The organism is Micromonospora sp. RTGN7 (genome assembly GCF_033804645.1).
Lineage (GTDB): Bacteria > Actinomycetota > Actinomycetes > Mycobacteriales > Micromonosporaceae > Micromonospora.
The window spans coordinates 516,462-537,791 of the sequence record NZ_JAPZLF010000001.1 but is presented as its reverse complement, the minus strand read 5'-3'; the positions used below and the strand labels follow the sequence as shown (position 1 = coordinate 537,791).

Below are 21,330 nucleotides of genomic sequence, written 5' to 3'. Positions count from 1 at the left end.
AGCATGGTGCCACCACACCTTTGCTCACCAGAGGCCGCCCGTCCAGCAGGGCTGACGCTTTCTACCCGACCGCCCGACGGCTCCACCCAACCGCCGCCACCTCCCGCCCAACCGGCCGCCCACCCCACCCACCCCGAGCCAACCGGCCCGGACCCGGACCCGGGTCCGGGCCGGTGATCATGAGGTTAACGCCGGTCCGCCCCAGCGTGTCGTGCCGCTACCTCCATGATCACCCGGGCCGAGGGAGTGGGGTGGGTCGGTCAGCGGTGGCGGGGTGCCGGCGGTGGGCAGGGTCACCGTGACCTCCAGGCCGCCGCCGGGCTGGGCGACGACCCGCACGGTCCCGCCGTGGGCGTCACAGACCGCCCGGACGATGGACAGCCCCAGCCCGGAACCCCGGGCGCCGGTGCGTTCCTGCCCGCCCCGGCGAAACGGCTCGAACAGCCCCGGCACGTCGGCCTGGCTGACCTCGAAGCCCGTGTTCGCGACGACCAGCCAGGACGAATGGCCGTCCGTGCCGGTGCGGATCAGGATCCGACCGTGTAGGTGGTTGTAGCGGACCGCGTTCTCGATCAGGTTGCCGGCCAGCCGGTCCAGCAGCCCAGGGTCGCCGACGACCGGGGCGGGCTCCAGGGACGTCTGCACCCGCAACCCGATCCGCTCCACCTCCCGACGCACGGCCGAGAGCGCGTTGGCGGTGCCTGCGGCCAGGTCGCACCGGGTGCGCCGACCCAGCCGCCGGCCCGCCTGGGCCTCGCTGCGCGCGAGCACCAGCAGCGCGTCGACCAGCCCGTTGGCCCGCTCGGAGGCGTCCCGGACCACGGTGGCCATCCGGCGGTACTCGGCGGCGTCGGCCTCGTCGTCGCTGAGCGTCACGTCGATTTCGGTACGCATCACCGCCAGCGGCGTGCGCAGCTCGTGCGAGGCGTTGGCGACGAAACGCTTCTGCGCCTCGAACGCGGCGGCGATCCGGTCCAGCATCGCGTCGAACGTCTTGGCCAACTCGGCCACCTCGTCGTCCGCACCGGACCAGCCGATCCGCTGGTCGAGGGTGGCCTCGCCGAGCCGTTGAGCGGTCGCGGTGACCTGGTACAGCGGGCGCAGCGCCCGGCCGGCCACCAGGTACGCGCCGGCAACCCCGACCACGCTGATCGCCAGCAGCGCCCCCAGGCCTTTGACCAGCAGTTCTCGGGAGGCGGCGTCGACGAGTTGCTGCTGCCACTGCCCGGCGTCGAGGAGGCGGCCGTCGGCCAGCAGCACGGTGGTGCCGGGCACCAGTTCGTCGGTGGGACGCAGCGCGTCGCGGACCAGCAGCCAGGCGAGCAGCACCAGGATCGCCCCGGCGCCCACCAGCAGCACCCCGTTGAGCAGGGTGAGCCGCAGCCGCAGGGTGGGCCGGAGCCGGAAGGTCGGGCGACGCAGCGCCGGACGGGGCAGGGTACGGCGGCGGGTCGCCGGCCGGGGCGTGGCGGTCACGCCGACCCCTCGGCGGTGCGGTAGCCGGCCCCGACGACCGTCTCGATCAGCGGGGGGTCGCCCAGCTTCTTGCGCAGGGTCATCACGGTGACGCGGACGATGGTGGTGAACGGGTCGGTGTTGGCGTCCCAGACCCGTTCCAGCAGTTCCTCGCTGGAGACCACCGCCCCGCGCGCCTTCAGCAGCTCGGCCAGCACCCCGAACTCCTTGTTGGTCAGGTCGACCGGTATCCCGCCCCGGGTCACCACCCGGCGGGCCGGATCGAGCACCAGGTCGGCGACGGCGAGCACCGGCGGGGCGGCCGGGGTGGCCCGCCGGCCGAGCGCCTGCACCCGGGCCACCAGCTCGTCGAAGGCGAACGGCTTGGGCAGGTAGTCGTCCGCACCGAGCTGTAGCCCCTCGACCCGGTCGGCGACCGTACCGCTGGCGGTGAGCATGAGCACCCGGGTCAGGGTGCCGGAGGCGGCCAGCTCGGCGCAGATCTGGTCGCCGTGCATGCCGGGCAGATCTCGGTCCAGCACCACCACGTCGTACCGCGTGACAAAGGCCATCTCGTGCCCCGAGTCCCCGTCGTAGGCGACGTCGACCGCCATGCCGCGCTTACGCAACCCACGCACGATCGCGTCGGCAAGGTTGCGCTCGTCCTCGACCACCAGTACCCGCATGCCCGACCTCCTCGCCGGCTGACCTCCCGACAACCTAGTGCCGGCCACCAAACCAGCGTCGCACCGCCCGCGGCCAGGGCCCCACGCCCCGACGGCTTTGCAAAGAACCTTCAGGTACGGGATGCTTCCCGGCGCTGATGTGCGGCGGAGGGAGCAGTGATGACCGGATCGACTTCGGCCCTACGGCGGGACGTGGCCTTCCGCCGGTTCCGTCTCCCCGCCGATCTACCCACCGGCACCTGTGACGCGGTAAACCCCGACTCCGCCGACGCCTGCGACGCGGTGGGCCCCAGGGCCACCGGCGCCAGTGGCGGGGTGGGTCCCGGCGCCGACGGCGCGGTGCTCGCCGCCCCGACCGGCCGGCTCGGCCACCCCGACGACCCGACCCGCCGGTACGACGTGGCGAGCTGGACATCCCCGCCGGTCTCCACCGGGTTCGCCGTTGCCGAGGTCGTTCCCTCCTGGACCGCCGACACCCCCGACGGCTGCGGCCTCTGGATCGAGGCGCGCGGCTGGCACGCCGACGCCCCCGCCACCGGCTGGTACACCCTGGCCCGCTGGGCCACCGACGACGAGCCCTTCGGCCACACCTCGGTGCCCGGCCAGCAGGACGCCGACGCCCGGGTCGACGCGGACACCCTGGTCGTCACCGGCGCGACGGTCACCGGCTGGCAGGTCCGGGTGACTCTGCTTCGGCCGGCAGGCAGCGCCGCCACCCCGGTACTGCGCCAGATCGGCGCGGTCGCCTCCGGCCCGCAGCCGGACGGCCCGGTCGGCGCGCAGCCGGACGCCCCGGTCGGCACCCAACCGGGCACATCGGTCGGTGCGTACCGGGCCGCCGAGGGCGACCGGGCCGGCTGGGGCCGGGTGCTGGACGTGCCCCGGTACTCGCAGCGGCTGCACGGCGGGGACGAGCGACGCTGGGGCGGCGGCGGGGACTCCTGGTGCAGTCCGACCAGCGTCTCCATGGTGCTGGACTACTGGGGTGCCGGCCCGACCGCCGACCGGTACGCGTGGGTCGTGCCGGCCGGATCCCGGCCGGCGGTGGTGCACGCCGCCCGGCACTGCTACGACCCGGCCTACGGCGGGGCGGGAAACTGGGCGTTCAACACCGCGTACGCGGGCCGGCACGGGGTGGACGCGTTCGTCACCCGGCTGCGGTCGCTGGCCGAGGCCGGGGCGTTCGTGGCCGCCGGGGTGCCGCTGGTGCTCTCCGCCACGTTCCGCCGGGGCGAGGTGCCGGGGCTGGACTACGACACCCAGGGGCACCTGATGGTCCTGGTCGGGTTCACCGTCGACGGCGATCCGGTCCTCAACGACCCGTACGCCCCGGACGACGTGGGCGTGCGCCGGACCGTGGACCGGCACCGGTTCGAGGCCGCCTGGCAGGGCGGCAGCGGCGGGATCGTCTACGTCATCCACCCGCCCGACGTTGCGCTGCCCCCGCCGCCCGCCCAGCCCAACTGGTGACCCGGGCGCGCCGCTGGACCCGTCAGCCGGGCAGCCGCCACCAGCCCCACGTGCCGGACGCCCGGCGGCAGACCAGGTCACGGCCGGCGGAGCGGCAATCCACCGGGGCGTCCGGCAGCACCTCGAGCGACCGGGCCTCCGCCGCCACCGGGTCCAGTTCGGCGACGAGCAACGCGCCCTCCCGGGTGCGTCGGGTGGTGAACAACGGCCCGTCCGGGTCCCGGTTGTGCACCAGCTCCCGGCGCCCCAGCTCGGCGACCGTCCGCCCGGTGGTGGCGTCCAGCACGGCGAACTCCACGGCCCCCACCAGATCCTGGGCGGCCACCAGAAGTCGGTCGCCCCGGACGGCGGCAACCCACTGCGAGCGCGGGTTCGTCCACCTCGCCCGGCCCGTCGCCGGGTCGAGCAGCGAAACCCCGACATTGCGAGCGGCGACGCAGGGCACTTCCCCACACTGCGCCAGGTACCCGCCCGGCGGTAGGTCGAGTTGCCAGCGCCGGTCCAGCGCGTCCAGCCCGTACGCGGTGACCCGGCTGTCGCCCGCGACGTCGCCGGTGGTGCTGGTCACCAGCAGCAGGTCCCCGGCGACGTTCACGTCCTGAGGCCCCGGCGGCCCGCCGGGGGGCGGGTCGAGGGCGGCCAGGACCGCCCCGGACCGGGCGTCGCGCACCTCGATCCGCCCGGAACCGGGGATCAGCACGACCCGGTCGACCTCCGCACCCCGGTAGCGGTAGGTCAGCCGGCCCCGGGTCGCCGGCACCGACCACCGGACCCGCCCCGAGGGCAGGTCCACCGCCTGCAGGGTGTCCGTGGCCTGCTCGCCGGCACCGTCACCGAAACCGCCACCGAGGAGGAGTAGCCCGTCGCCGACGGTGGGGTCCGGGAAGCCGGGAAGGCGCCACCGCTGCCGCCCGGTCGCCGCGTCCACCACGAACGTCTCGAGCGCCCGCCCGTCCCGGCCACCGGTGAGGAGCACGAAGCCGTTGTGCTCCCGCACCCAGAACTGGCCGAATCCGCCGGGCGCGGGGGTGCGCCACAGCGGCCGCGGGGAGCCGCCCGCGGCGGCCGGCATCGTGTAGGCGACCACCTCCCGGCCACCGTCCGTGCCCAGGGACGGCGGCTCCGCCACGTACAGCCGGCCGCCGGCGAGGAGGACCTCGGCGCCGGTTCGGACGGCGAGGACCGCCGACGCCGGGCGCACGGACGGGGCGGACGCGGCCAGGGCGAACAGTGCGACGGCCCCGGCCAGCGCCGCCCGCAGCGGCCGGGCCGCCGCCCGGGGCGGGCGGGACGGCGGGTCCGGCTTCACGTCGCCGCGCAGCTCGCCGAGGTCGATGACGGTCACCGGTACTCCTCTCCGACCGGTCGACGGCCGGCGCTCCTCCTTGGCCGGTCGACGGCTCGACCGAGCGGGCGACGGCGGCAGCGCCCGGCCCGACCGGGGCCACCCGGCGCGCCTGTACGATGGCCCGTCGTGGCTGTGCCGGTGGTAGACCCCTCGCTGAACTCCGACTCCGCAACCGTCGCGGCGCAGGCCGCGCCGGCCGGACCCGATGGGGCGGGTGCAGGCACACCGCGGCGGCCCCGACGGCGACCGAACCACGCCGACGTCCTGGCCATCGGAGCCTATGTGCTCCTCGGCGTTCTCGTGTGCCTGAACTACTGGGGGGACGTCGAGCACCGGGTGTCGTCGCACCTGCCGACCGACCACAGCTGGTTCGAGTGGCTCTTCTCGCACGGCGCGTACTCGCTGCGCCACCTGGAGAACCCGCTGTTCTCGATGCGCCAGAACGCCCCGGACGGGGTGAACATGATGGCGAACACGTCGCTGCTCGGCGCCACCCTGCCGCTGGCACCGGTGACCTGGTTGCTCGGCCCGCAGGTGACGTACGCCCTCTACCTCGGCGGGGCGCTCGCGGCGACGGCCGCCACCTCGTACTGGATGCTGTCGCGGCACCTGGTCCGCTCGCGCGCGGCGGCGTTCGTGGGCGGGGCGTTCCTCGGCTTCGCGCCCGGCGTCGTGCACCACGCCAACGGGCAGCCGAACTTCGTCTCCAACTACCTGCTGCCGGTGATCGTGGCCCGGGTGCTGCGGCTCGGTGAGGCGGGGCGGAGTTGGCGGCGCGACGGGGTGGTGCTCGGCCTGCTGGTGGCGTACCAGATCTTCATCAACGAGGAGATGCTGCTGCTCACGGCGCTGGGCTGCCTGGTGGTCGTGGCCGCCTACGCGGTGCAACGGCCACGCGCGGCGCGGGCCCGGGCCGGCGGCTTCCTGGCCGCACTCGGCCTCGGCGGCGGGCTGACGCTGCTGCTCGCGGCGTACCCGATCTGGTTCCAGTTCAACGGCCCGCAGTCGTACCGGGGCCTGCAGGGCGGGGTGTTCCACAACTGGGGCGAGGACCTGATGGCCTTCGTGACGTTCGCCCGGGACACCGTCGCCGGTGACGAGGCGGTGGAGAAGACCATCGGGCTGACCGAGCAGAACAGCTGGTTCGGCTGGCCGTTGGTGCTGGTGGCATTGGTTGCCCTGGTGCTGCTGGTCCGTCGGTCGCTGGCCGCCCGGATCGTCGCCGTGCTGGTGGTGGTCTTCACCGTCGCCTCGATCGGCCCGGTGGTGCGCTTCGACGGCGCCGAGACCACGGTCGACGGGCCGTGGGCGTACATCTCGGACGACCTGCCGCTGGTGGAGATGATGATGCCCACCCGGCTGGCGCTGGTGGTGGCCGCCGCCGTCGGCGTGCTGCTCGCCCTGGCCTGGGACGCGCTGGCCCGCACCGCACCGACCGCCGGGGCGCGCGTGCCGGCCCCGCGCGTCGCCGCCGAGGCGTCCGGCCCGGAGGCGGCCCCGGCGGAGGCGGCCGGTCCCGCGCCGGCCCGGTCCCGTCGCTGGCTCCGCCCGGTCGGGTACGCCGCCGTCGCGCTCGCCGTGCTGCCGCTGGTCCCCCGGCCGCTGCCGGCCCAGCAGATCGACCCGCCGCCGCACTTCATCACGGCCGGCGGCTGGGAGCCGTTCGTCCCGGCAGGCCGGACCCTGGTGCCGGTGCCGATCCCCAGCAACGTGCACGGCCTGCCCACCCTGCGCTGGAGCGCGCTGACCGGGCACGCGTTCCCGATCCCCGGCGGCTACTTCATCGGGCCCAACCCCGATGGCGAGGGCGTCTTCGGCGCCCCGAACCGGCCGACCAGCACCCTCATCTACTCCACGATGGACTCCGGCACGCTGCCGCCGCTGACGCCGGAGAACCGCCGCCAGGCCGTAGCGGACCTGCGCTACTGGAAGGCGTCGGTGGTGGTCCTGGGCGCGCACCCCCGCGAGGCGGTGCTGCGCGACCTGATGACCGCCCTGCTCGGCGAGCCGCGCCGGGTCGACGACGTCTGGCTCTGGGACGTCCGCCCCCTGGTCGGCTGAGCGGAACCCGACCGCCCCGGCTGAGCGGAACAGAACGGCCCCGGCCGGGTCGTCAGCCCACCAGGGGGCGCACGACCCACACCCAGGCGCCGTCGATCTCGCGGCCGGGGCCGACGAGTTGGTCGACGGTGCGGCGGACCGGGTCGCTCCGGCGCAGGCCACCCTGGACCAGCACGGCGGCCCGCCAGTGGCGCAGGTCCACCGCCGCCTGCCGGCGGTCCCCGTCGGTCACCACCGGCACCTGGCCGGTCTCGGCCACCCGGCGTAGCAGCAGCGCGGTCGGGCGGTCGGGGGCGCCCCAGCGGGCGGTCGGGTCGTCGGCGGCGCGGGGTCCGATGAAGTAGCCGCCGGGCGCGGTGAACACCAGCCCGGCCCGGGCCGACCAGAACGTCGCCGGGCTGGCCCCGGCACCGGTCACCGGCGGCACGGGCACCAGCGTCCGGCCGGTCGGCACGTACTCCCGCCAGCCGCCGTCGGTCACGAAGGCCGGCACCGGCCACGCCGGCACGGTGCGGATCGGGGTGGGCGCGAGCGGGAGCAGCGCGGCGGCCACCGCGCCGCCCCAGAGCAGCCGCACCGGCGCCGGCCCGGCGTGGCCGGCCGTGGACCACGCGCGGCCCAGGGAGAGGGCGACCAGCACCCCCAACACCGGCACGCAGATCAGCGCGAACCGGGCCGGCACCACCAGGTCGAGCAACGGCACCCCGGCGACGAGCCGGTACGGCCCGGGCAGCCCGGTCGACGCCCCGTCCACCCGGACGACCGGGCCGAGGGAGAAGAGAGCGGCCACGGTCCCGACCACCGCCATCGCCCGGACCAGCGGGCTACGCCACAACCAGACCACGATCACCACGGCGAGCACCAGCAGGCCCGGTCCGAAGAACGAGTTCTCCTCGGTCGGGTTCGGGGCCAGCAGGCCGGGCAGGTGGTCGTCACCGAGCACCGTCTGCCGGGCCGAGGCGGTGAACGAGGCGGCGTCGAGCCGGAACCCTGGCGCGTCGAAGGGCATCCCCCGATAGTGGCCCGGCCCGCGGAACTGGAACCACAACGGGTACGCCAGCAGCGCCCCCGCCACCAGCGCCCCCACGCCGATCCGGCCGAGGAACGCGGGCGCCAGCCGGCGGGCCATCGCCCGGTCTGCCAGGGCGTACCCGACGGTCAGCACGCCGGCAGCGAGCGCCACGAAGACCAGCACCTCCTCGCCGAGGAAAACCTGGTACGCCACCAGCAACCCGAGTGCCGCCCCGCGTCGGCGGACCCGGTCGGTGTCCGGCCGGAACACCAGCGCCAGAATCGGCGGCACCAGGAACTGCGCGGCGATGTGCAGGTGCGCCCCGGCCTGGGCGACCATGCCGGGGGCGAAGCCGCAGACCAGGCCGCCGACGGCGGCGGCGACGCGGCAGCCGACGAGCCGGCGGAGCAGCAGGACGTACCAGGCGGTGGCGGTGCCGGCGAGGCAGGCGACCACCGCCACCAGGAAGGCCGGCTGGGTGCCGAACAGCAGCGTCACCGGGGTCAGCGGCACACCCAGTCCGAGCACCGAGGTGTTGGCCATCAGGTTGACCCCGTCCGGCGCGTTCAGGGCCGTGCTGTACAGCGGGTTCTCCGCTCCGGTGACCGCGCGGGCCGCCCGGGCCAGCATCCACTCGAAGAGCATCTGGTCGTTGTCCTGGTGGAACAGCCGCTCGGGTCGCACCCACTGCCCGCTGGTGAGCAGCACCGCCAGGCCCACGTAGCCGGCGATCACGGCGACGTCGAGGCCCCGCACCCGGCGGAGGCTGCGGGCAGCCGACGCGCCGGCGGGGACCGGCTCCCCGACCGGTGCGGGATCACCGGCCGGCTCCGCGCCCCGGGCCGGCTCCGGTTCGCGGGCGGCGGGCTCGACCGGGGCGGCCATCAGGCCGTCGGGGCGGTCAGCGTCCGGACGTCCCAGACCCACACGTCCAGCTCACGGCGCCCGGGGCCGACCAGCTCCTCGACGGTACGCCGCAGCGGCTCCGCGTTGTGCTGGCCCACCGGGAGCACCAGAACGGCGGCCCGCCAGTGCCGCAGCTCGTCCAGGGACCGGCGGCGCTGCCGGTCGTCCAGCTTCGGCGTCCGGCCGGTGGTGGCCACCTCCTCCAGCAGCCTGCCGATTCCGCTGGGCCGGCCGCCGAACCGCCCCGGGTCGCCGGTGTTGCCGTTGCGCGGGGCGAGGAAGTAGCCGCCGGGGATCTTGAAGTCGAGGTTGGTGGACGCGGCCCACCGCATCCCGTGCGTGCTGCCCATGCTGGGCACCGGGATCGGCACCAGGGTCTGGTCCGCACCGACGTACTCGCGCCACCGGTCGGCGGTGATGAACTTCGGCACCGGCGGGCGCGAGGTGACCTTCAGCGGCAGCGGCGCGATCGGCAACAGCGCCAGCGCCAGCGCCCCGACGCCGAGGCGACGCGCGGTGCGGGGCTGCGCCGGCCGCAGCGACCAGAGCCGCTCGACGGCGAGCGCCAGCAGCACACCGATCACCACCGTGGTGATCATTCCGAACCGGGTCGGCACCACCGCGTCGAGCAGCGGCACCCGTACCAGCAGCTCCCACGGGCCGGTGAACAACTCCCGGTCCCACCAGGAGATCCGCTCGCCGAGGGAGAGCACCGCGAAGAACCCCCCGGTCGCGGCGAGCGCCCGGACCACCGGCTCGCGGCGCAGCCAGAGCACGATGCCGACGGCCATCAGCGCGAGACTCCAGCCGAAGAAGGCGTTCTCCTCGGAGTAGTTCGGGGCCAGGTTGACGTTGGCCCGCTCGTTGCCCCCGAGGGTGGGCGAGCCCGGGGCGAAGAAGGCGGCGATGTCGTTGCCGTAGTCGCGGACCGCGTCGCTGAGGCCGTGGTACGCCATCGGCCCGGCGAACTGGACATAGAGCGGGTACGCCAGCAGCGCCCCGGCGAGCACGGCGCAGACCGCCACCGCGACGCCCAGCGGCCGCCACGCCGCCGACCACAGCCCGGGCCGCTGCACCAGCATGGCGATCAGGAAGACGCCGCAGGCCAGGGCCGTGAAGAGCAGGATCTCCTCGTTGATGAACGCCTGCACGGTCACCAGCAGGGCGAGCAGCGCGCCGTCGACGACCGGCCGCCGCGACCGGGTGATCACCAGCACCCGCCAGACGATGAACGGCAGCAGGAACTGGCTGATGATGTTCGGATGCCAACTGGCGTGCGAGAGCATCGCCGGGGAGAACCCGCAGAACCAGCCGCCCACGGCGGCGGCGGTCCGGTTGCGCACCACGTGCCGGGAGAGCACCCGGTACCAGGCGGCGGCGGTGCCGGCGAGCCCGAGGGTGACCAGCACCACGAAGGAGACGGCCGGCCCGAAGAGCAGGGTCACCGGCACCATCGGGATGCCGAGCGCCAGGATGGCCGTGTTGGCCATCAGGTTGACCCCGTCGGGGTAGTTGAACTGGTCGGTGTAGAACGGGAACTCGCCATGCAGCACCACCCGCACGCTGTGGGCGAGGAAGAACTGCACCTGCGCCGGGTCGCTGCTGTAGAACGACGCGACCCGGCCAGCCGGGTCGACCCAGATCCGGCCGGTCACCCAGAGCGCGGCGAGCAGGAAGAGGCCGTACGCGGCGAGGTCCCGCCGCCGGTTCGTCCATCGCCACCGCCACCGGTCGCGGGCCCCCACCCCGTCAGCGGGCGGGGCCACGGCGGGCGGGGCCTCCACGGCGGGCGGCGCCTCGGCCTGCGGTGGCTCGGCGGTCGCCACCGACCCGGCCCGGGGCGTGGGGTCGGCGGAGCTCCGGGGAGCGTCGGGAACCGGCGGGGAATCCCCTCGGGGCTCGGCAGGAGTCACAGTCGGCGGAGTCTACCGGAGCCGGGGCGCGGCCCGACAATCACCGGGGGTCCTATGTGGCCGGTCGCGCCGCAGCTCGTGGGCCGGGAAGAGGTGCCGCTCCGCGCTGCCCGGGCCATCTCGTACCATGTGGGACGCGAACACGACCGGGCGACGCGATCGGGGGCGTACAGGTGGCTTCAGTCCGCCGGCGCGGCATGACGGCCACCGCACTGCTCACCCTGCTGCTGAGCGGCACGGCCTGTGGGCCGGTCGCCGACCGGAAGCCGGATGTCCTCCCCACCGGCTACGACAGCCTGGACGGGACGCTGCGGGTGTGGCCCGCGCGGGGCCGGCTGGCCGGCGACGCGAACGCGACGGCGGCGGTCACCGAGGCGGTCCGGTCCTGGCGGTCGCCGGCCGACGATCGCGCGCACCTGCCCTCGTCGGGGCTCCTCTGGTCCGGTGAGGCGGACGGCGTCCCGCTGGCCCTGGTGGCCGCCGACGTCCCCGGGGAGAGCGCCTCCTGGCTGCTCCAGCTGACCCGCGACGGCGACCGGTACGTGGTCGACCGGGCCAGCGAGTACACCGATCCCGGCTACCTCGCCTACTCCGACGTGCTGCCCGTGCAGACCACCTCCGGGCGCCGTTACCTGCTCTCCGGCCGGGTGGAGCGGCTGCTCGGCCCCAAGGGCCGGGCGCTGCCCAGCCGGGACGGGCTGACCGACCCGGTGGACGTGCCGGCCTGCCGCGCGGTGCCGCTGACCGCGACGCTGAGGGTCACCCGGTCGCTGCCCCGCGGTCGGGCCGCCGACCGCCTGCTCGACCTCGGCACGGCCACCACGGACCCGCGCTACCCGCTGGTCCGGGACGAGACCGGCTCGGGCCGGCGAGCACTGGACGACCTGGACACCTGCGTGCTCGCCGGCGAGCAGGGCCCGTTCGGCAGTGTCCCCAGCCGGATCGGGGACCGGGACGCGTCCCGGTCGGTGCCGGAGTCCTGGCCGATGGCGAAGCTGAGCGTGCGTGCCCTGGGCGAGGTGGCGCTGGGCGGCGGCGACCCCGCCGATCTGGAGCAGCTGAGCTGGGAGACCGAGGCGGGCACCATGACCGCGGTGGTCTACCGGCCGGCCGACGGCGGCAAGGCGTTGGTCTCCCCGGCCGACCGGGCCAACACCCTGCAGGCGTACGTGCTACCGGTGCCGGGCCAGCCGCTGGTGGTGCTGAGCTGGCGGTCAACCCGGTACACCTCGCTGTCGGTGCCGCCGGGCACCCCCCGGCTGGTCGACCGTCCCGGGCTGGTGGTGGTGCCGCAGCCGACGAGCAAGGCCACGTTCAGCCTGGCCGGCGCGGAGAAGACCTACTACCGCTCCGTCGGCGGCCGCTGACGTCGGCCCGTTTTGCGCCGGCCGTCGGCCTGATCGACTCGGTGTGCGGCCCATCGGGGCTCCCGGCACCGGGAACGCAACATGCCGCACACCGAGTCGATCAACCGAACCGGCTCAGTTCTGCGCGCTCCCGCCGGCCGGCAGGCTCACCGGCTCGACCGGCTCCGCGTCCAGGCGGGAGATCCACCCGGTGACGTCCCGGGCCACGTCCTGGGCGGTGAGGCCCAGGTCGGCCAGGATCTGCGCGCGGGTGCCGTGCGGGTGCCAGTCGGCCGGCACGCCCAGGTCCCGCAGCGGCACCCGGACATCGGCGTCCCGCATCGCCTGGGCGAGCGCGTCGCCGACCCCGCCGACGCGCACGCCGTCCTCGACGGTGACGACGAGGCGGTGACCGGCGGCCAGCTCGAGCAGCTCGGCCGGGACGGGCCGGACCCAGCGCGGGTCGACCACGGTCACCCCGTAGCCCTGCTCGGCGACCCGGGCGGCGACCTCCATGCCGAGGTGGCCGAAGGAGCCGACCGCGACCAGCAGGACGTCGGTGCGGGGCGACTCGGCCAGCACGTCGACCGGGCCGACCCGGCGCAGGGCCGGCAGGTCCGCGGCGACGGTGCCGGTCGGGAACCGGACGATGGTCGGACCGTCGTCCACGGCCACGGCCTCGCGCAGCTCCTCGCGTAGCGTCGCGGCGTCCCGGGGGGCGGCGATGCGCAGCCCCGGCACCACCCCGAAGACGGCCATGTCCCAGATGCCGTAGTGGCTCGGCCCGTCCGGGCCGGTGATGCCGGCCCGGTCCAGCACGAACGTCACCGGCAGCTTGTGCATCGCCACGTCCAGCAGGACCTGGTCGAACGCCCGGTTGAGGAAGGTCGCGTAGACCGCCACCACCGGGTGCAGCCCGCCGAGGGCCAGCCCGGCGGCCGAGGTGGCGGCGTGCTGCTCGGCGATGCCGACGTCGTACACCCGCCCGGGGTGCTTGCGGGCCAGCTTGGCGATGCCGGTGGGCTCGGCCATCGCGGCGGTGATGCCCACCACGTCGGGCCGCTCATCGGCGATCGCGACGAGCTCGTCGGCGAAGACGTGGGTCCACTTCACCGAGGGGGCGGCGACCAGCTTGCCGGTCTCCACGTCGAACGCGCCACCGGGGCCGTGCAGGCAGTCCGCCTCGTCCTCCTCGGCGGGGCGGTAGCCGTAGCCCTTGCGGGTCACCGCGTGCACGATCACCGGGCCGCCGAAGTTCTTCGCCGCCCGCAGCGCCGACTCGACCGCCTCGAGGTCATGGCCGTCGACCGGGCCGACGTACTTGATGCCGAGGTCCTCGAACATCGCCTGTGGGGCGACCGCGTCCTTGATGCCCTTCTTGACCGCGTGCAGCACCTCGTACATCGGCCGGCCGACCAACGGGGTCGAGCCGAGGGCGTCCTTGACGGTGTCGAGGACCTTCTCGTAGCCGGGGTTGAGCCGCAGCGAGGAGAGGTGGTCGGCGAGGCCGCCGATGGTCGGCGAGTAGGAGCGGCCGTTGTCGTTGACCACGATCACCAGCGAGTTGCCGGCGGTGGCGATGTTGTTCAGCGCCTCCCAGCACATGCCGCCGGTCAACGCGCCGTCGCCGACGACGGCGACCACGCTGCGCTGCTCGCCGCGCAGCGCGTACGCCTTGGCCAGCCCGTCGGCGTAGGAGAGGGCGGTGGAGGCGTGCGAGTTCTCCACCAGGTCGTGCTCGCTCTCGGCCTGGCTCGGGTAGCCGGAGAGGCCGCCGCGCTGGCGCAGCCGGTCGAAGCCGTCCTGCCGGCCGGTGAGGATCTTGTGCACGTACGCCTGGTGGCCGGTGTCGAACAGGAGCCGATCGCGGGGGGAGTCGAAGACCCGGTGCATCGCCAGGGTCAGCTCCACCACACCCAGGTTGGGGCCGACGTGCCCGCCGGTGCGGGAGACCTTGGCGATCAGAAAGTCACGGATCTCGGCGGCGAGGATGTCCAGCTGCTCGGCGGACATCCGCTTCACGTCCTGCGGACCGCGCACCGTGCCCAGCAGTCGGCCGTGGTTGGCCGTGTCCTCATCAACACTCATGACCGGAGAGTCTATCGGCCGTCCGGTAGTCCGCAGTCCGACCGTGTGACCACCCGCTGACCGAGAGGACAGTCAAACCGTGATCACCAGCCGCCGGGGCGGGGCGGCCGGGGCCGCGCACCGGGCCGGCCCGGACGGCGTCCAGGAGCCCAGCACGGTGGCCTCGCGTGCCCCGGTCACCGAGGGCATCGCCCCTGGCAGGCCATTCCAGGAGAGCCAGCCGAGCAGGGCGAACGCGTACGCCTCCTTGGCCTGCGCCGGCACCCCCAGCTCGTCGCTGGTCCGCAGCCGCCACCGCCGGCCCCCCAGCGCGGCCAGCCGGCCCCGGAGTGTGGGATTGCGCACCCCGCCCCCGGCGGCGATGACCTCGGTCACCCGGTGCCGGTCACACTCGGCGGCGACCGTCCGGGCGGTCAGCTCGGTCAGGGTGGCCAGCACGTCGTCGGCGTCGATCGGCTCGCCGATCGCGACGAGCCGATCGTCGAGGTACCCGGCGTGGAAGAGCTCCTTACCGGTGGACTTGGGCGGCGGCGCGGCATAGTACGGCTCGGCGAGCAGCAGCTCCAGCAGTCCGGGGTGCACCCGGCCGGCTGCCGCGCCGGCCCCGTCGACGTCGCAGGGGCGGCCGAGGAGGCGCCGGGCCGCCGCGTCGAGCAGCGCGTTGGCCGGGCCCACGTCGTACCCGAGGACCGGGGTGCCCGGGGCGACCACGGTGAGGTTGGCGATCCCGCCCAGGTTCAGCGCCGCCCGTGGCGGCCCGGCCCCGCCGCCGAGCAGCAGCGCGTCGAACGCCGGCACCAGGGGCGCGCCCTGCCCGCCGGCCGCGACGTCCGCCGACCGCAGGTCCGACAGCACCGGTACGCCCACCCGCGCCGCCACCCGGGCCGGCGCGCCGAGCTGGAGGGTGCCCCGCACCCGGCCACCGTCGACCCAGTGGAACACCGTCTGCCCGGGCGAGACGACCGCGTCGACCCGCCCGCCGGCCAGCTCCACCCCGAGCGCCGCCGCCTCGGCGAAGACCTCCCCAAGGCAGTTGTCCAGCCGGCAGACCGCCTCGATCGTGGTCGGGTTCGGCGGCAGCATCGCCCCGATCTCCGCCCGCAGCCCGTCGTCGTGGTCCAGAGCGGCGAAGCCGAGCGGGCGCAGCCGCAGGGTCTCCCCGTCGAGCGTGAACTCCGCCGCGGCCACGTCCACCCCGTCGTACGACGTCCCCGACATCAACCCCACGATTCGCATGAAAGGACGGGCCCCCTGTTAACGCATTCGGTATAGGAAGGGGCCCCTGCAATCACCCGGGCCCGGTGGTCGGCTCAGCGCGGCCCGTCCGGCGGCAGCAGCAGCCCGACCAGCTCGACGTGCTGGGTCATCGGGAACAGGTCGAAGCCGCGCAGCTGGTCCAGCCGCCACCCGGCCTCGGCGAACGTCCGCACGTCCCGGGCGAAGGCCGCCGGGTCGCAGGCCACGTACGCCACCGCGCGCGGGCCGGCGGCAATCACGTCCAGCACCACCTTCGCGCCGGCTCCGGTGCGGGGCGGGTCCAGGACCACCAGGTCCACCGGGCCGGTGATCCGGCGGCGGGCCAGCGCGTTCTCCACCCGGGCGGCCACCACCTCGACGCCGGACAGGTCACTCAGGTTGTTCCGGGCGGCTGCGACACCCGCGTCGGCGGACTCCACGACGGTGACCCGGGCGGTCGGGCCGACCCGGGTGGCCAGCGCGGCCGCGAAGAGGCCCGCACCGCCGTAGAGGTCCCAGGCCGACTCCCCCGGCCTCGGGTCGAGCAGGTCGAGCACGACGGCGACCAGGGTGTCCGCCGCCGCCGGGTGTACCTGCCAGAAGCCGGATGCGGGCAGCGTCCACTCCCGGCCGGCGGCCACCTCGCGGACCACCGCTCGGGCCGGACGCCGACCGCTGTCTCGCCCCGACGGGCCGGCGGCCGGGGCGTCGACCGGCGCGGTGTCGTCGACCGGCACGGGCGCCCCGTCGACCAGGGCGGTGACGGTGACGTCCCCGCCGGTCGAGGCGACGGTCTCCACCGCGTCCGCCGCCGGCCAGAGCTCACCGAGCACCGGCAGCTCCTGGATCGCCGGGTGGGCGATCAGGCAACGATCGATCGGCACCACCTCGTGCGAGCGGTGCTTGAGCAGCCCCGCCCGGCCGGCGGCGTCGACCGCGTACCGGACCCGGGAGCGCCAACCGAGCGGCCCGCCGGGCAGCGCCGCGACCCGCACGCCGAGCCGGTCGATCTCGGCGTCGGTGAGGCCGCCGAGGCGGTCGAGCTGCCCGCGCACCACGGCCGACTTCCAGTCGAGCTGGGCCGCGGGCGCGACGTGCTGAAGATCGCAGCCGCCACAGCGGCCCGGTTTCGCGTACGGGCAGGGCGGCTCGACCCGCTCCGGGGCGGCGACCAGCACGGTCACCGCGTCGGCCCGGACGAACCCCTTGTGCACCTCGGTGACCTCGGCGATCACCCGCTCGCCGGGCAGCGCGTGCCGGACGAAGACCACCTGGCCGTCGACCCGGGCCACGCAGTGCCCACCGGGGGCGACCGCGTCGACGGTCAACTCGACCCGCTCGGCCTCCTCCAACCCGCGCCGCTGCACGCCCTCCAACCCGGGGCTCGTCGGCCCGGGGCGGTCGCCATCGTCGGTGTCCATGTCTGCCTCGATCATCGTCGGTCTCCCCCGGTCTGGTCGGTCTCGCCGGGCGGTACGGAAGCGGCCGGCGTCACCGGCGGCGGCAGGGTGCTGCGCGGCGCGACCCGGGGGCCGCGGGCGGGGCTTCGGCTCAGCGTCGCGTCCAGCCGGTCGAGGTCCTTGCCTGCGGTCGAGGCGAGCTGCCACGGCACGCTGGTCACCATCACGCCCGGCTCGAACAGCAGCCGCCCCTTCAGGCGCAGCGCGCTCTGGTTGTGCAGCAGGTGCTCCCACCAGCGCCCCACGACGTACTCGGGGATGAAGACCGTGACCACGTCGCGCGGCGACTCCCGGCGGGTGCCGGCGACGAAGTCGAGAATCGGCCGGGTGATCTCCCGGTACGGCGAGTCGATCACCGTGAGCGGCACCGGGACCTCCCGTCGCTCCCAGTCGGCCTGCAGGTCCCGGGTGTCCTTCTCGTCGACGTTCACCGTCACCGCGGTCAGCGTGTCCGGCCGGGTGGCCCGGGCGTACGCGACGGCCCGCAGGGTCGGCTGGTGCAGCTTGCTGACCAGCACGATGGCGTGGTTGCGGGCGGGCAGCACGCCCCGGGCCTCGGTCGGCTCCAGTTCGGCGGCGACCCGGTCGTAGTGCCGGCGGATGGCCAGCATCAGCAGGTAGATCAGCGCCATGGCGACGATGGCGATCCACGCGCCGAGCAGGAACTTGGTGATCAGCACGATGACCAGCACCGTGCCGGTCAGCACCATGCCGAAGGTGTTGATCGCCCGGGACCGCATCATCCGACGGCGGGCCTGGACGTCCCGCTCGGTGCGCAGGTGCCGGTTCCAGTGCCGGATCATGCCGGCCTGGGAGAGCGTGAACGAGACGAAGACGCCGACGATGTAGAGCTGGATCAGCCTCGTCACCTCGGCCTGGAAGCCGACGATCAGCACCACCGCGAAGACGGCCAGGAAGACGATGCCGTTGGAGAACGCCAGCCGGTCGCCCCGGGTGTGCAGCTGCCGGGGCAGGTAGCGGTCCTGGGCGAGGATCGAGCCGAGCACCGGGAAGCCGTTGAACGCGGTGTTCGCGGCCAGGAAGAGGATCAGCGCGGTCATCCCGGCGACCACGTACAGCAGGATCGACCCGGAGCCGAACACCGTCTCGCCGAGCTGGGTGGTGACGGTCTTCTGCACGTACCCGTCGGGGCCGGAGAGGATCTGCCGGCCCGGGTCCTCGACGAACTGCAGGCCGGTCATCCGGGCCAGCCAGATGATGCCGACCAGCATGCTCACCGAGATGGTGCCGAGCAGCAGCAGGGTCGTGGCGGCGTTGCGGCTCTTCGGCGCCTTGAACGCCGGCACCCCGTTGGAGATCGCCTCCACGCCGGTGAGCGCGGCGCAGCCGGAGGAGAAGGTGCGCAGCAGCAGGAAGATCAGCGCGAGCCCGGTCACGCTGTGCTCGGCCTGGATCTCCAGTCCGGCGCTCGGGGCGCGCAGGTCGTGGCCGAGGACGAAGACCCGGATCAGGCCGGTGAGGATCATCCCGCCGATCACGATCACGAAGCCGTACGTCGGGATGGCGAACGCGGTGCCGGACTCGCGCAGGCCGCGCAGGTTCATCGCGGTGAGCACCGCCACCGCGGTGACCGCGATGAGCACCTTGTGGCTGGCCACGAACGGCACCACCGAGCCCAGGTTGGCCACCCCGGAGGAGACCGACACGGCGACGGTGAGCACGTAGTCGACCAGCAGGGCGCTGGCCACCGCGACGCCGGCCCGGGGCCCGAGGTTGACCGTGGCCACCTCGTAGTCGCCGCCGCCGGAGGGGTAGGCGTGCACGTTCTGCCGGTAGCTGGCCACCACCGTCAGCATCACCACGACCACCGCGAGGGCGATCCACGGCGAGAAGATGAACGCCGACGCGCCCGCGATGGAGAGCGTCAGCAGGATCTCGTCCGGGGCGTACGCGACGCTGGAGAGCGCGTCGGAGGCGAAGACGGGCAGCGCGATGCGCTTCGACAGGAGGGTGTGTTGAAGCCGGTCGGACCGGAACGGTCGACCGACGAGCAGCCGCTTCAGCAGCGAGGTGGGACTGGCCACAAGGGCTAAGGGTACGACCACCGTTGTCCGGCCACTCGGGGGTGGCTGATCGCGGGTGCGCTACCGGGCGCGGTACCGTCGTCCCCCGCCGACATCCGGGACGTGGCAGGCTCGCAGACGACAGGTCACCGGCGAGGCCGGCGGGTGCGCGCACCTTGGGAGGGACACCGTGCATGTCGTGATCATGGGCTGCGGCCGGGTCGGGTCGACCCTGGCCCAGAGCCTGGAGTCCCGGGGGCACTCGGTGGCGGTGATCGATCAGGACGCCGACGCGTTCCGCCGGCTCAACCCGGACTTCGCCGGCGTCACCGTCACCGGCGTCGGCTTCGACGGCGAGGTGCTCCGGGAGGCCGGCATCGAGCGGGCGGACGCCTTCGCGGCGGTCTCCAGCGGCGACAACTCCAACATCATCTCCGCCCGGCTGGCCCGCGAGACCTTCGGCGTCTCCCGGGTGGCCGCCCGGATCTACGACCAGCGCCGGGCCCAGGTCTACGAGCGTCTGGGCATCCCCACCGTGGCCACCGTCCGTTGGACGGCCGAACGGATGCTGCGACACCTGGTCCCCGAGGGCAACGTCGAGATCTTCCGGGACCCGACCAGCACCGTCTCGATCGTCGAGGTACCGGTGCACAAGGACTGGATCGGCCGGCCGCTGCGGGCCCTGGAGGAGGCGGCCGGCACGCGGGTCGCGTACCTGAGCCGCTTCGGTATCGGCACGCTCCCCACCGGGTCCACCGCCGTGCAGGAGGGCGACCAGGTCTTCATGCTGGTCACCGACGACATCGTGGCCTCGGCCACGTCGGTGGCGGGCAGCCCGCCGGAAGGAGCGCACTGAAGATGCGGATCGCCATCGCCGGCGCCGGCAACGTGGGCCGCTCGATCGCCCAGGAGTTGATCGACAACGGCCACCAGGTGATGCTGATCGAGCGTCAGCCCCGGATGCTGCGGCCGAACCGGGTGCCCGCCGCCGACTGGGTGCTCGCCGACGCGTGCGAGCTGGCCAGCCTGGAGGAGGCCAACATCGCCGGCTGCGACGTGGTGGTCGCGGCGACCGGGGACGACAAGGTCAACCTGGTGGTCTCGCTGCTGGCGAAGACCGAGTTCGCCGTGCCCCGGGTGGTGGCCCGGGTCAACCGGGCCGAGAACGAGTGGCTCTTCACCGAGCAGTGGGGCGTCGACGTCTCGGTGAGCAAGCCGCGGGTGATGGCAGCCCTGGTCGAGGAGGCCGTCACCGTCGGCGACCTGGTGCGGCTGATGACGTTCCGCCAGGGCGAGGCGAACCTGGTGGAGATCACCCTGCCGCCGACCGCCCCATATCTGGGGCAGCCGATCCACGCGGTGCCGGTCCCCCGGGATGCCGCCCTGGTGGCGATCCTGCGCGGCAAGCGGGTGCTGGTGCCCAGCCCGGACGATTCGATCGAGGCCGGTGACGAGCTGATCTTCGTCTGCACCGCCGAGGTGGAGGACGCGGTCCGCGCGGTGATCCTGGGCCCGGACAGCGTCGAGCGGACCCGGGGCGCGAGCTGAGCGGGGCGGGCCCGGCCGGTGTCGAGCGGGGCCCGGGGGCGGGCTGAGCGGGGCGCCGGCCCGGGTGACTCAGGCCCCGGGCAGCGGCTCCGGGCCCGTCGTCTCGCGGGTCACCCGGCGCACCGTCCAGACCGTGATCAGCAGCAGCAACGCGTACGGCGGGTAGCCCAGGGTCAGCCGGGCGACGCCGAGCGCGGTGTCCTGGTGGGCGAGGTAGAGCCCGGCCTGCACGCCGACCTTGGCCAGCCACACCACGCCCCAGAGCACGGTGAGCTGGGTGAAGGTGCGCACCAGGCGCGGGTCGTCCCGCCACTCGGCGCGCCCCTTGGCCACCAGCACCGACCAGATCCAGCCCACCAGGGGCTGTCGGATCGCCGCCGAGACCAGCAGTGCCAGCCCGTACCCGATGCCGTAGAGGATGCCCGGCAGGTAGAAGTCGCGCTCGTCGCCGGTACGCCAGGCGATGGCCGCGCCGATGCCGACGCCGAAGAGACCGTTCAGCGCGTGCCGCACCGGCCGGCGCTGGACCAGCCGCAGGCCGGCGATGAGCAGGGCAATGGTCACGGAGGCGATGACCGCCGGGCGCAGTTCCCCGACGATGTTGGCGATCACGAAGACGACCACCGGGATGCTGGACTCGACCAGCCCGCGCCAACCGCCGAGCTGGTCGGCCATCTGCTCGGCGAGGCTCGGCAGCGGCTCGGAGTCCTCCGGGCCGCTCCCCGGCTCCGTCGTCCGGTGCTGTCCCGTGGTCATCGTGTCTCTCCCGTCCACGTC

General features: G+C 74.4%; 15 protein-coding genes. 5 read left to right on the top strand and 10 right to left on the bottom strand.

What is annotated here, in order from left to right:
• Nucleotides 1-177 precede the first annotated feature (177 nt).
• On the bottom strand, nt 178-1,422 hold the full coding sequence (locus SNR22_RS02280; protein ID WP_320064945.1) for a HAMP domain-containing sensor histidine kinase: 1,245 nt from the start codon (nt 1,420-1,422) through the stop codon (nt 178-180).
• A 50-nt stretch (nt 1,423-1,472) separates the two neighbouring features.
• On the bottom strand, nt 1,473-2,141 hold the full coding sequence (locus SNR22_RS02275; protein WP_320064667.1) for a response regulator transcription factor: 669 nt from the start codon (nt 2,139-2,141) through the stop codon (nt 1,473-1,475).
• A gap of 159 nt (nt 2,142-2,300) precedes the next feature.
• On the opposite strand from SNR22_RS02275, the gene SNR22_RS02270 reads away from it, so the two are divergent.
• A complete protein-coding gene (locus tag SNR22_RS02270) occupies nt 2,301-3,611 on the top strand; it encodes a C39 family peptidase (RefSeq protein ID WP_320064666.1) in 1,311 nt (436 codons plus the stop codon).
• A gap of 22 nt (nt 3,612-3,633) precedes the next feature.
• Here SNR22_RS02270 and SNR22_RS02265 read toward each other — a convergent pair whose 3' ends face one another.
• Nucleotides 3,634-4,956 carry a PQQ-binding-like beta-propeller repeat protein gene (locus tag SNR22_RS02265; protein ID WP_320064665.1) on the bottom strand — a complete coding sequence of 441 codons (1,323 nt, stop codon included), beginning with the start codon at nt 4,954-4,956 and terminating at the stop codon, nt 3,634-3,636.
• Between the two features lie 129 nt (nt 4,957-5,085).
• On the opposite strand from SNR22_RS02265, the gene SNR22_RS02260 reads away from it, so the two are divergent.
• Nucleotides 5,086-7,020 carry a hypothetical protein gene (locus SNR22_RS02260; protein ID WP_320064663.1) on the top strand — a complete coding sequence of 645 codons (1,935 nt, stop codon included), beginning with the start codon at nt 5,086-5,088 and terminating at the stop codon, nt 7,018-7,020.
• Between the two features lie 52 nt (nt 7,021-7,072).
• Here the strand turns inward: SNR22_RS02260 and SNR22_RS02255 are convergent, their stop codons facing one another.
• Together SNR22_RS02255 and SNR22_RS02250 are read right to left on the bottom strand one after the other, a co-directional pair.
• Nucleotides 7,073-8,959, bottom strand: a complete 1,887-nt coding sequence (locus SNR22_RS02255) for a hypothetical protein (protein WP_320064662.1) — start codon at nt 8,957-8,959, stop codon at nt 7,073-7,075.
• Entirely contained in the window at nt 8,917-10,851 is a 1,935-nt protein-coding gene (locus SNR22_RS02250; protein WP_413775572.1) for a hypothetical protein, read from the bottom strand. Before SNR22_RS02250 ends, SNR22_RS02255 begins: the two co-directional genes overlap by 43 nt.
• 173 nt (nt 10,852-11,024) lie before the next feature.
• Here SNR22_RS02250 and SNR22_RS02245 point away from each other — a divergent pair, with 173 nt between their 5' ends.
• On the top strand, nt 11,025-12,218 hold the full coding sequence (locus SNR22_RS02245) for a hypothetical protein (protein ID WP_320064660.1): 1,194 nt from the start codon (nt 11,025-11,027) through the stop codon (nt 12,216-12,218).
• A gap of 114 nt (nt 12,219-12,332) precedes the next feature.
• On the opposite strand, the gene dxs is transcribed toward SNR22_RS02245, so the two are convergent.
• From dxs to SNR22_RS02225, 4 genes are all read right to left on the bottom strand, one after another.
• A complete protein-coding gene (dxs, locus tag SNR22_RS02240; protein ID WP_320064658.1) occupies nt 12,333-14,285 on the bottom strand; it encodes a 1-deoxy-D-xylulose-5-phosphate synthase in 1,953 nt (650 codons plus the stop codon).
• Between the two features lie 72 nt (nt 14,286-14,357).
• The gene (locus SNR22_RS02235; protein ID WP_320064657.1) at nt 14,358-15,521 is read right to left on the bottom strand and encodes an anhydro-N-acetylmuramic acid kinase; all 1,164 of its coding nucleotides are present in this window, start codon (nt 15,519-15,521) and stop codon (nt 14,358-14,360) included.
• A gap of 74 nt (nt 15,522-15,595) precedes the next feature.
• The gene (locus tag SNR22_RS02230) at nt 15,596-16,957 is read right to left on the bottom strand and encodes a class I SAM-dependent RNA methyltransferase (RefSeq protein WP_320064656.1); all 1,362 of its coding nucleotides are present in this window, start codon (nt 16,955-16,957) and stop codon (nt 15,596-15,598) included.
• The gene (locus tag SNR22_RS02225) at nt 16,954-19,026 is read right to left on the bottom strand and encodes an APC family permease (RefSeq protein ID WP_320064655.1); all 2,073 of its coding nucleotides are present in this window, start codon (nt 19,024-19,026) and stop codon (nt 16,954-16,956) included. The genes SNR22_RS02230 and SNR22_RS02225 overlap by 4 nt, the downstream gene beginning before the upstream one ends.
• 169 nt (nt 19,027-19,195) lie before the next feature.
• Between SNR22_RS02225 and SNR22_RS02220 the strand changes: the two genes are divergently transcribed.
• Both SNR22_RS02220 and SNR22_RS02215 read left to right on the top strand, forming a co-directional pair.
• A complete protein-coding gene (locus SNR22_RS02220; RefSeq protein ID WP_320064653.1) occupies nt 19,196-19,861 on the top strand; it encodes a TrkA family potassium uptake protein in 666 nt (221 codons plus the stop codon).
• A 2-nt stretch (nt 19,862-19,863) separates the two neighbouring features.
• A complete protein-coding gene (locus SNR22_RS02215; protein ID WP_320064651.1) occupies nt 19,864-20,553 on the top strand; it encodes a TrkA family potassium uptake protein in 690 nt (229 codons plus the stop codon).
• A 69-nt stretch (nt 20,554-20,622) separates the two neighbouring features.
• Here SNR22_RS02215 and SNR22_RS02210 read toward each other — a convergent pair whose 3' ends face one another.
• The gene (locus tag SNR22_RS02210; protein ID WP_320064649.1) at nt 20,623-21,309 is read right to left on the bottom strand and encodes a DUF3159 domain-containing protein; all 687 of its coding nucleotides are present in this window, start codon (nt 21,307-21,309) and stop codon (nt 20,623-20,625) included.
• Between the last annotated feature and the right edge of the window lie 21 nt (nt 21,310-21,330).

Excerpts from the sequence above, each read along its gene's own strand:
- SNR22_RS02275 (WP_320064667.1), bottom strand. The coding sequence starts at position 2,141 with ATGCGGGTACTGGTGGTCGAGGACGAGCGCAACCTTGCCGACGCGATC.
- SNR22_RS02270 (WP_320064666.1), top strand. The coding sequence starts at position 2,301 with ATGACCGGATCGACTTCGGCCCTACGGCGGGACGTGGCCTTCCGCCGG.
- dxs (WP_320064658.1), bottom strand. The coding sequence starts at position 14,285 with ATGAGTGTTGATGAGGACACGGCCAACCACGGCCGACTGCTGGGCACG.
- SNR22_RS02235 (WP_320064657.1), bottom strand. The coding sequence starts at position 15,521 with ATGCGAATCGTGGGGTTGATGTCGGGGACGTCGTACGACGGGGTGGAC.
- SNR22_RS02230 (WP_320064656.1), bottom strand. The coding sequence starts at position 16,957 with ATGATCGAGGCAGACATGGACACCGACGATGGCGACCGCCCCGGGCCG.
- SNR22_RS02215 (WP_320064651.1), top strand. The coding sequence starts at position 19,864 with ATGCGGATCGCCATCGCCGGCGCCGGCAACGTGGGCCGCTCGATCGCC.
- SNR22_RS02210 (WP_320064649.1), bottom strand. The coding sequence starts at position 21,309 with ATGACCACGGGACAGCACCGGACGACGGAGCCGGGGAGCGGCCCGGAG.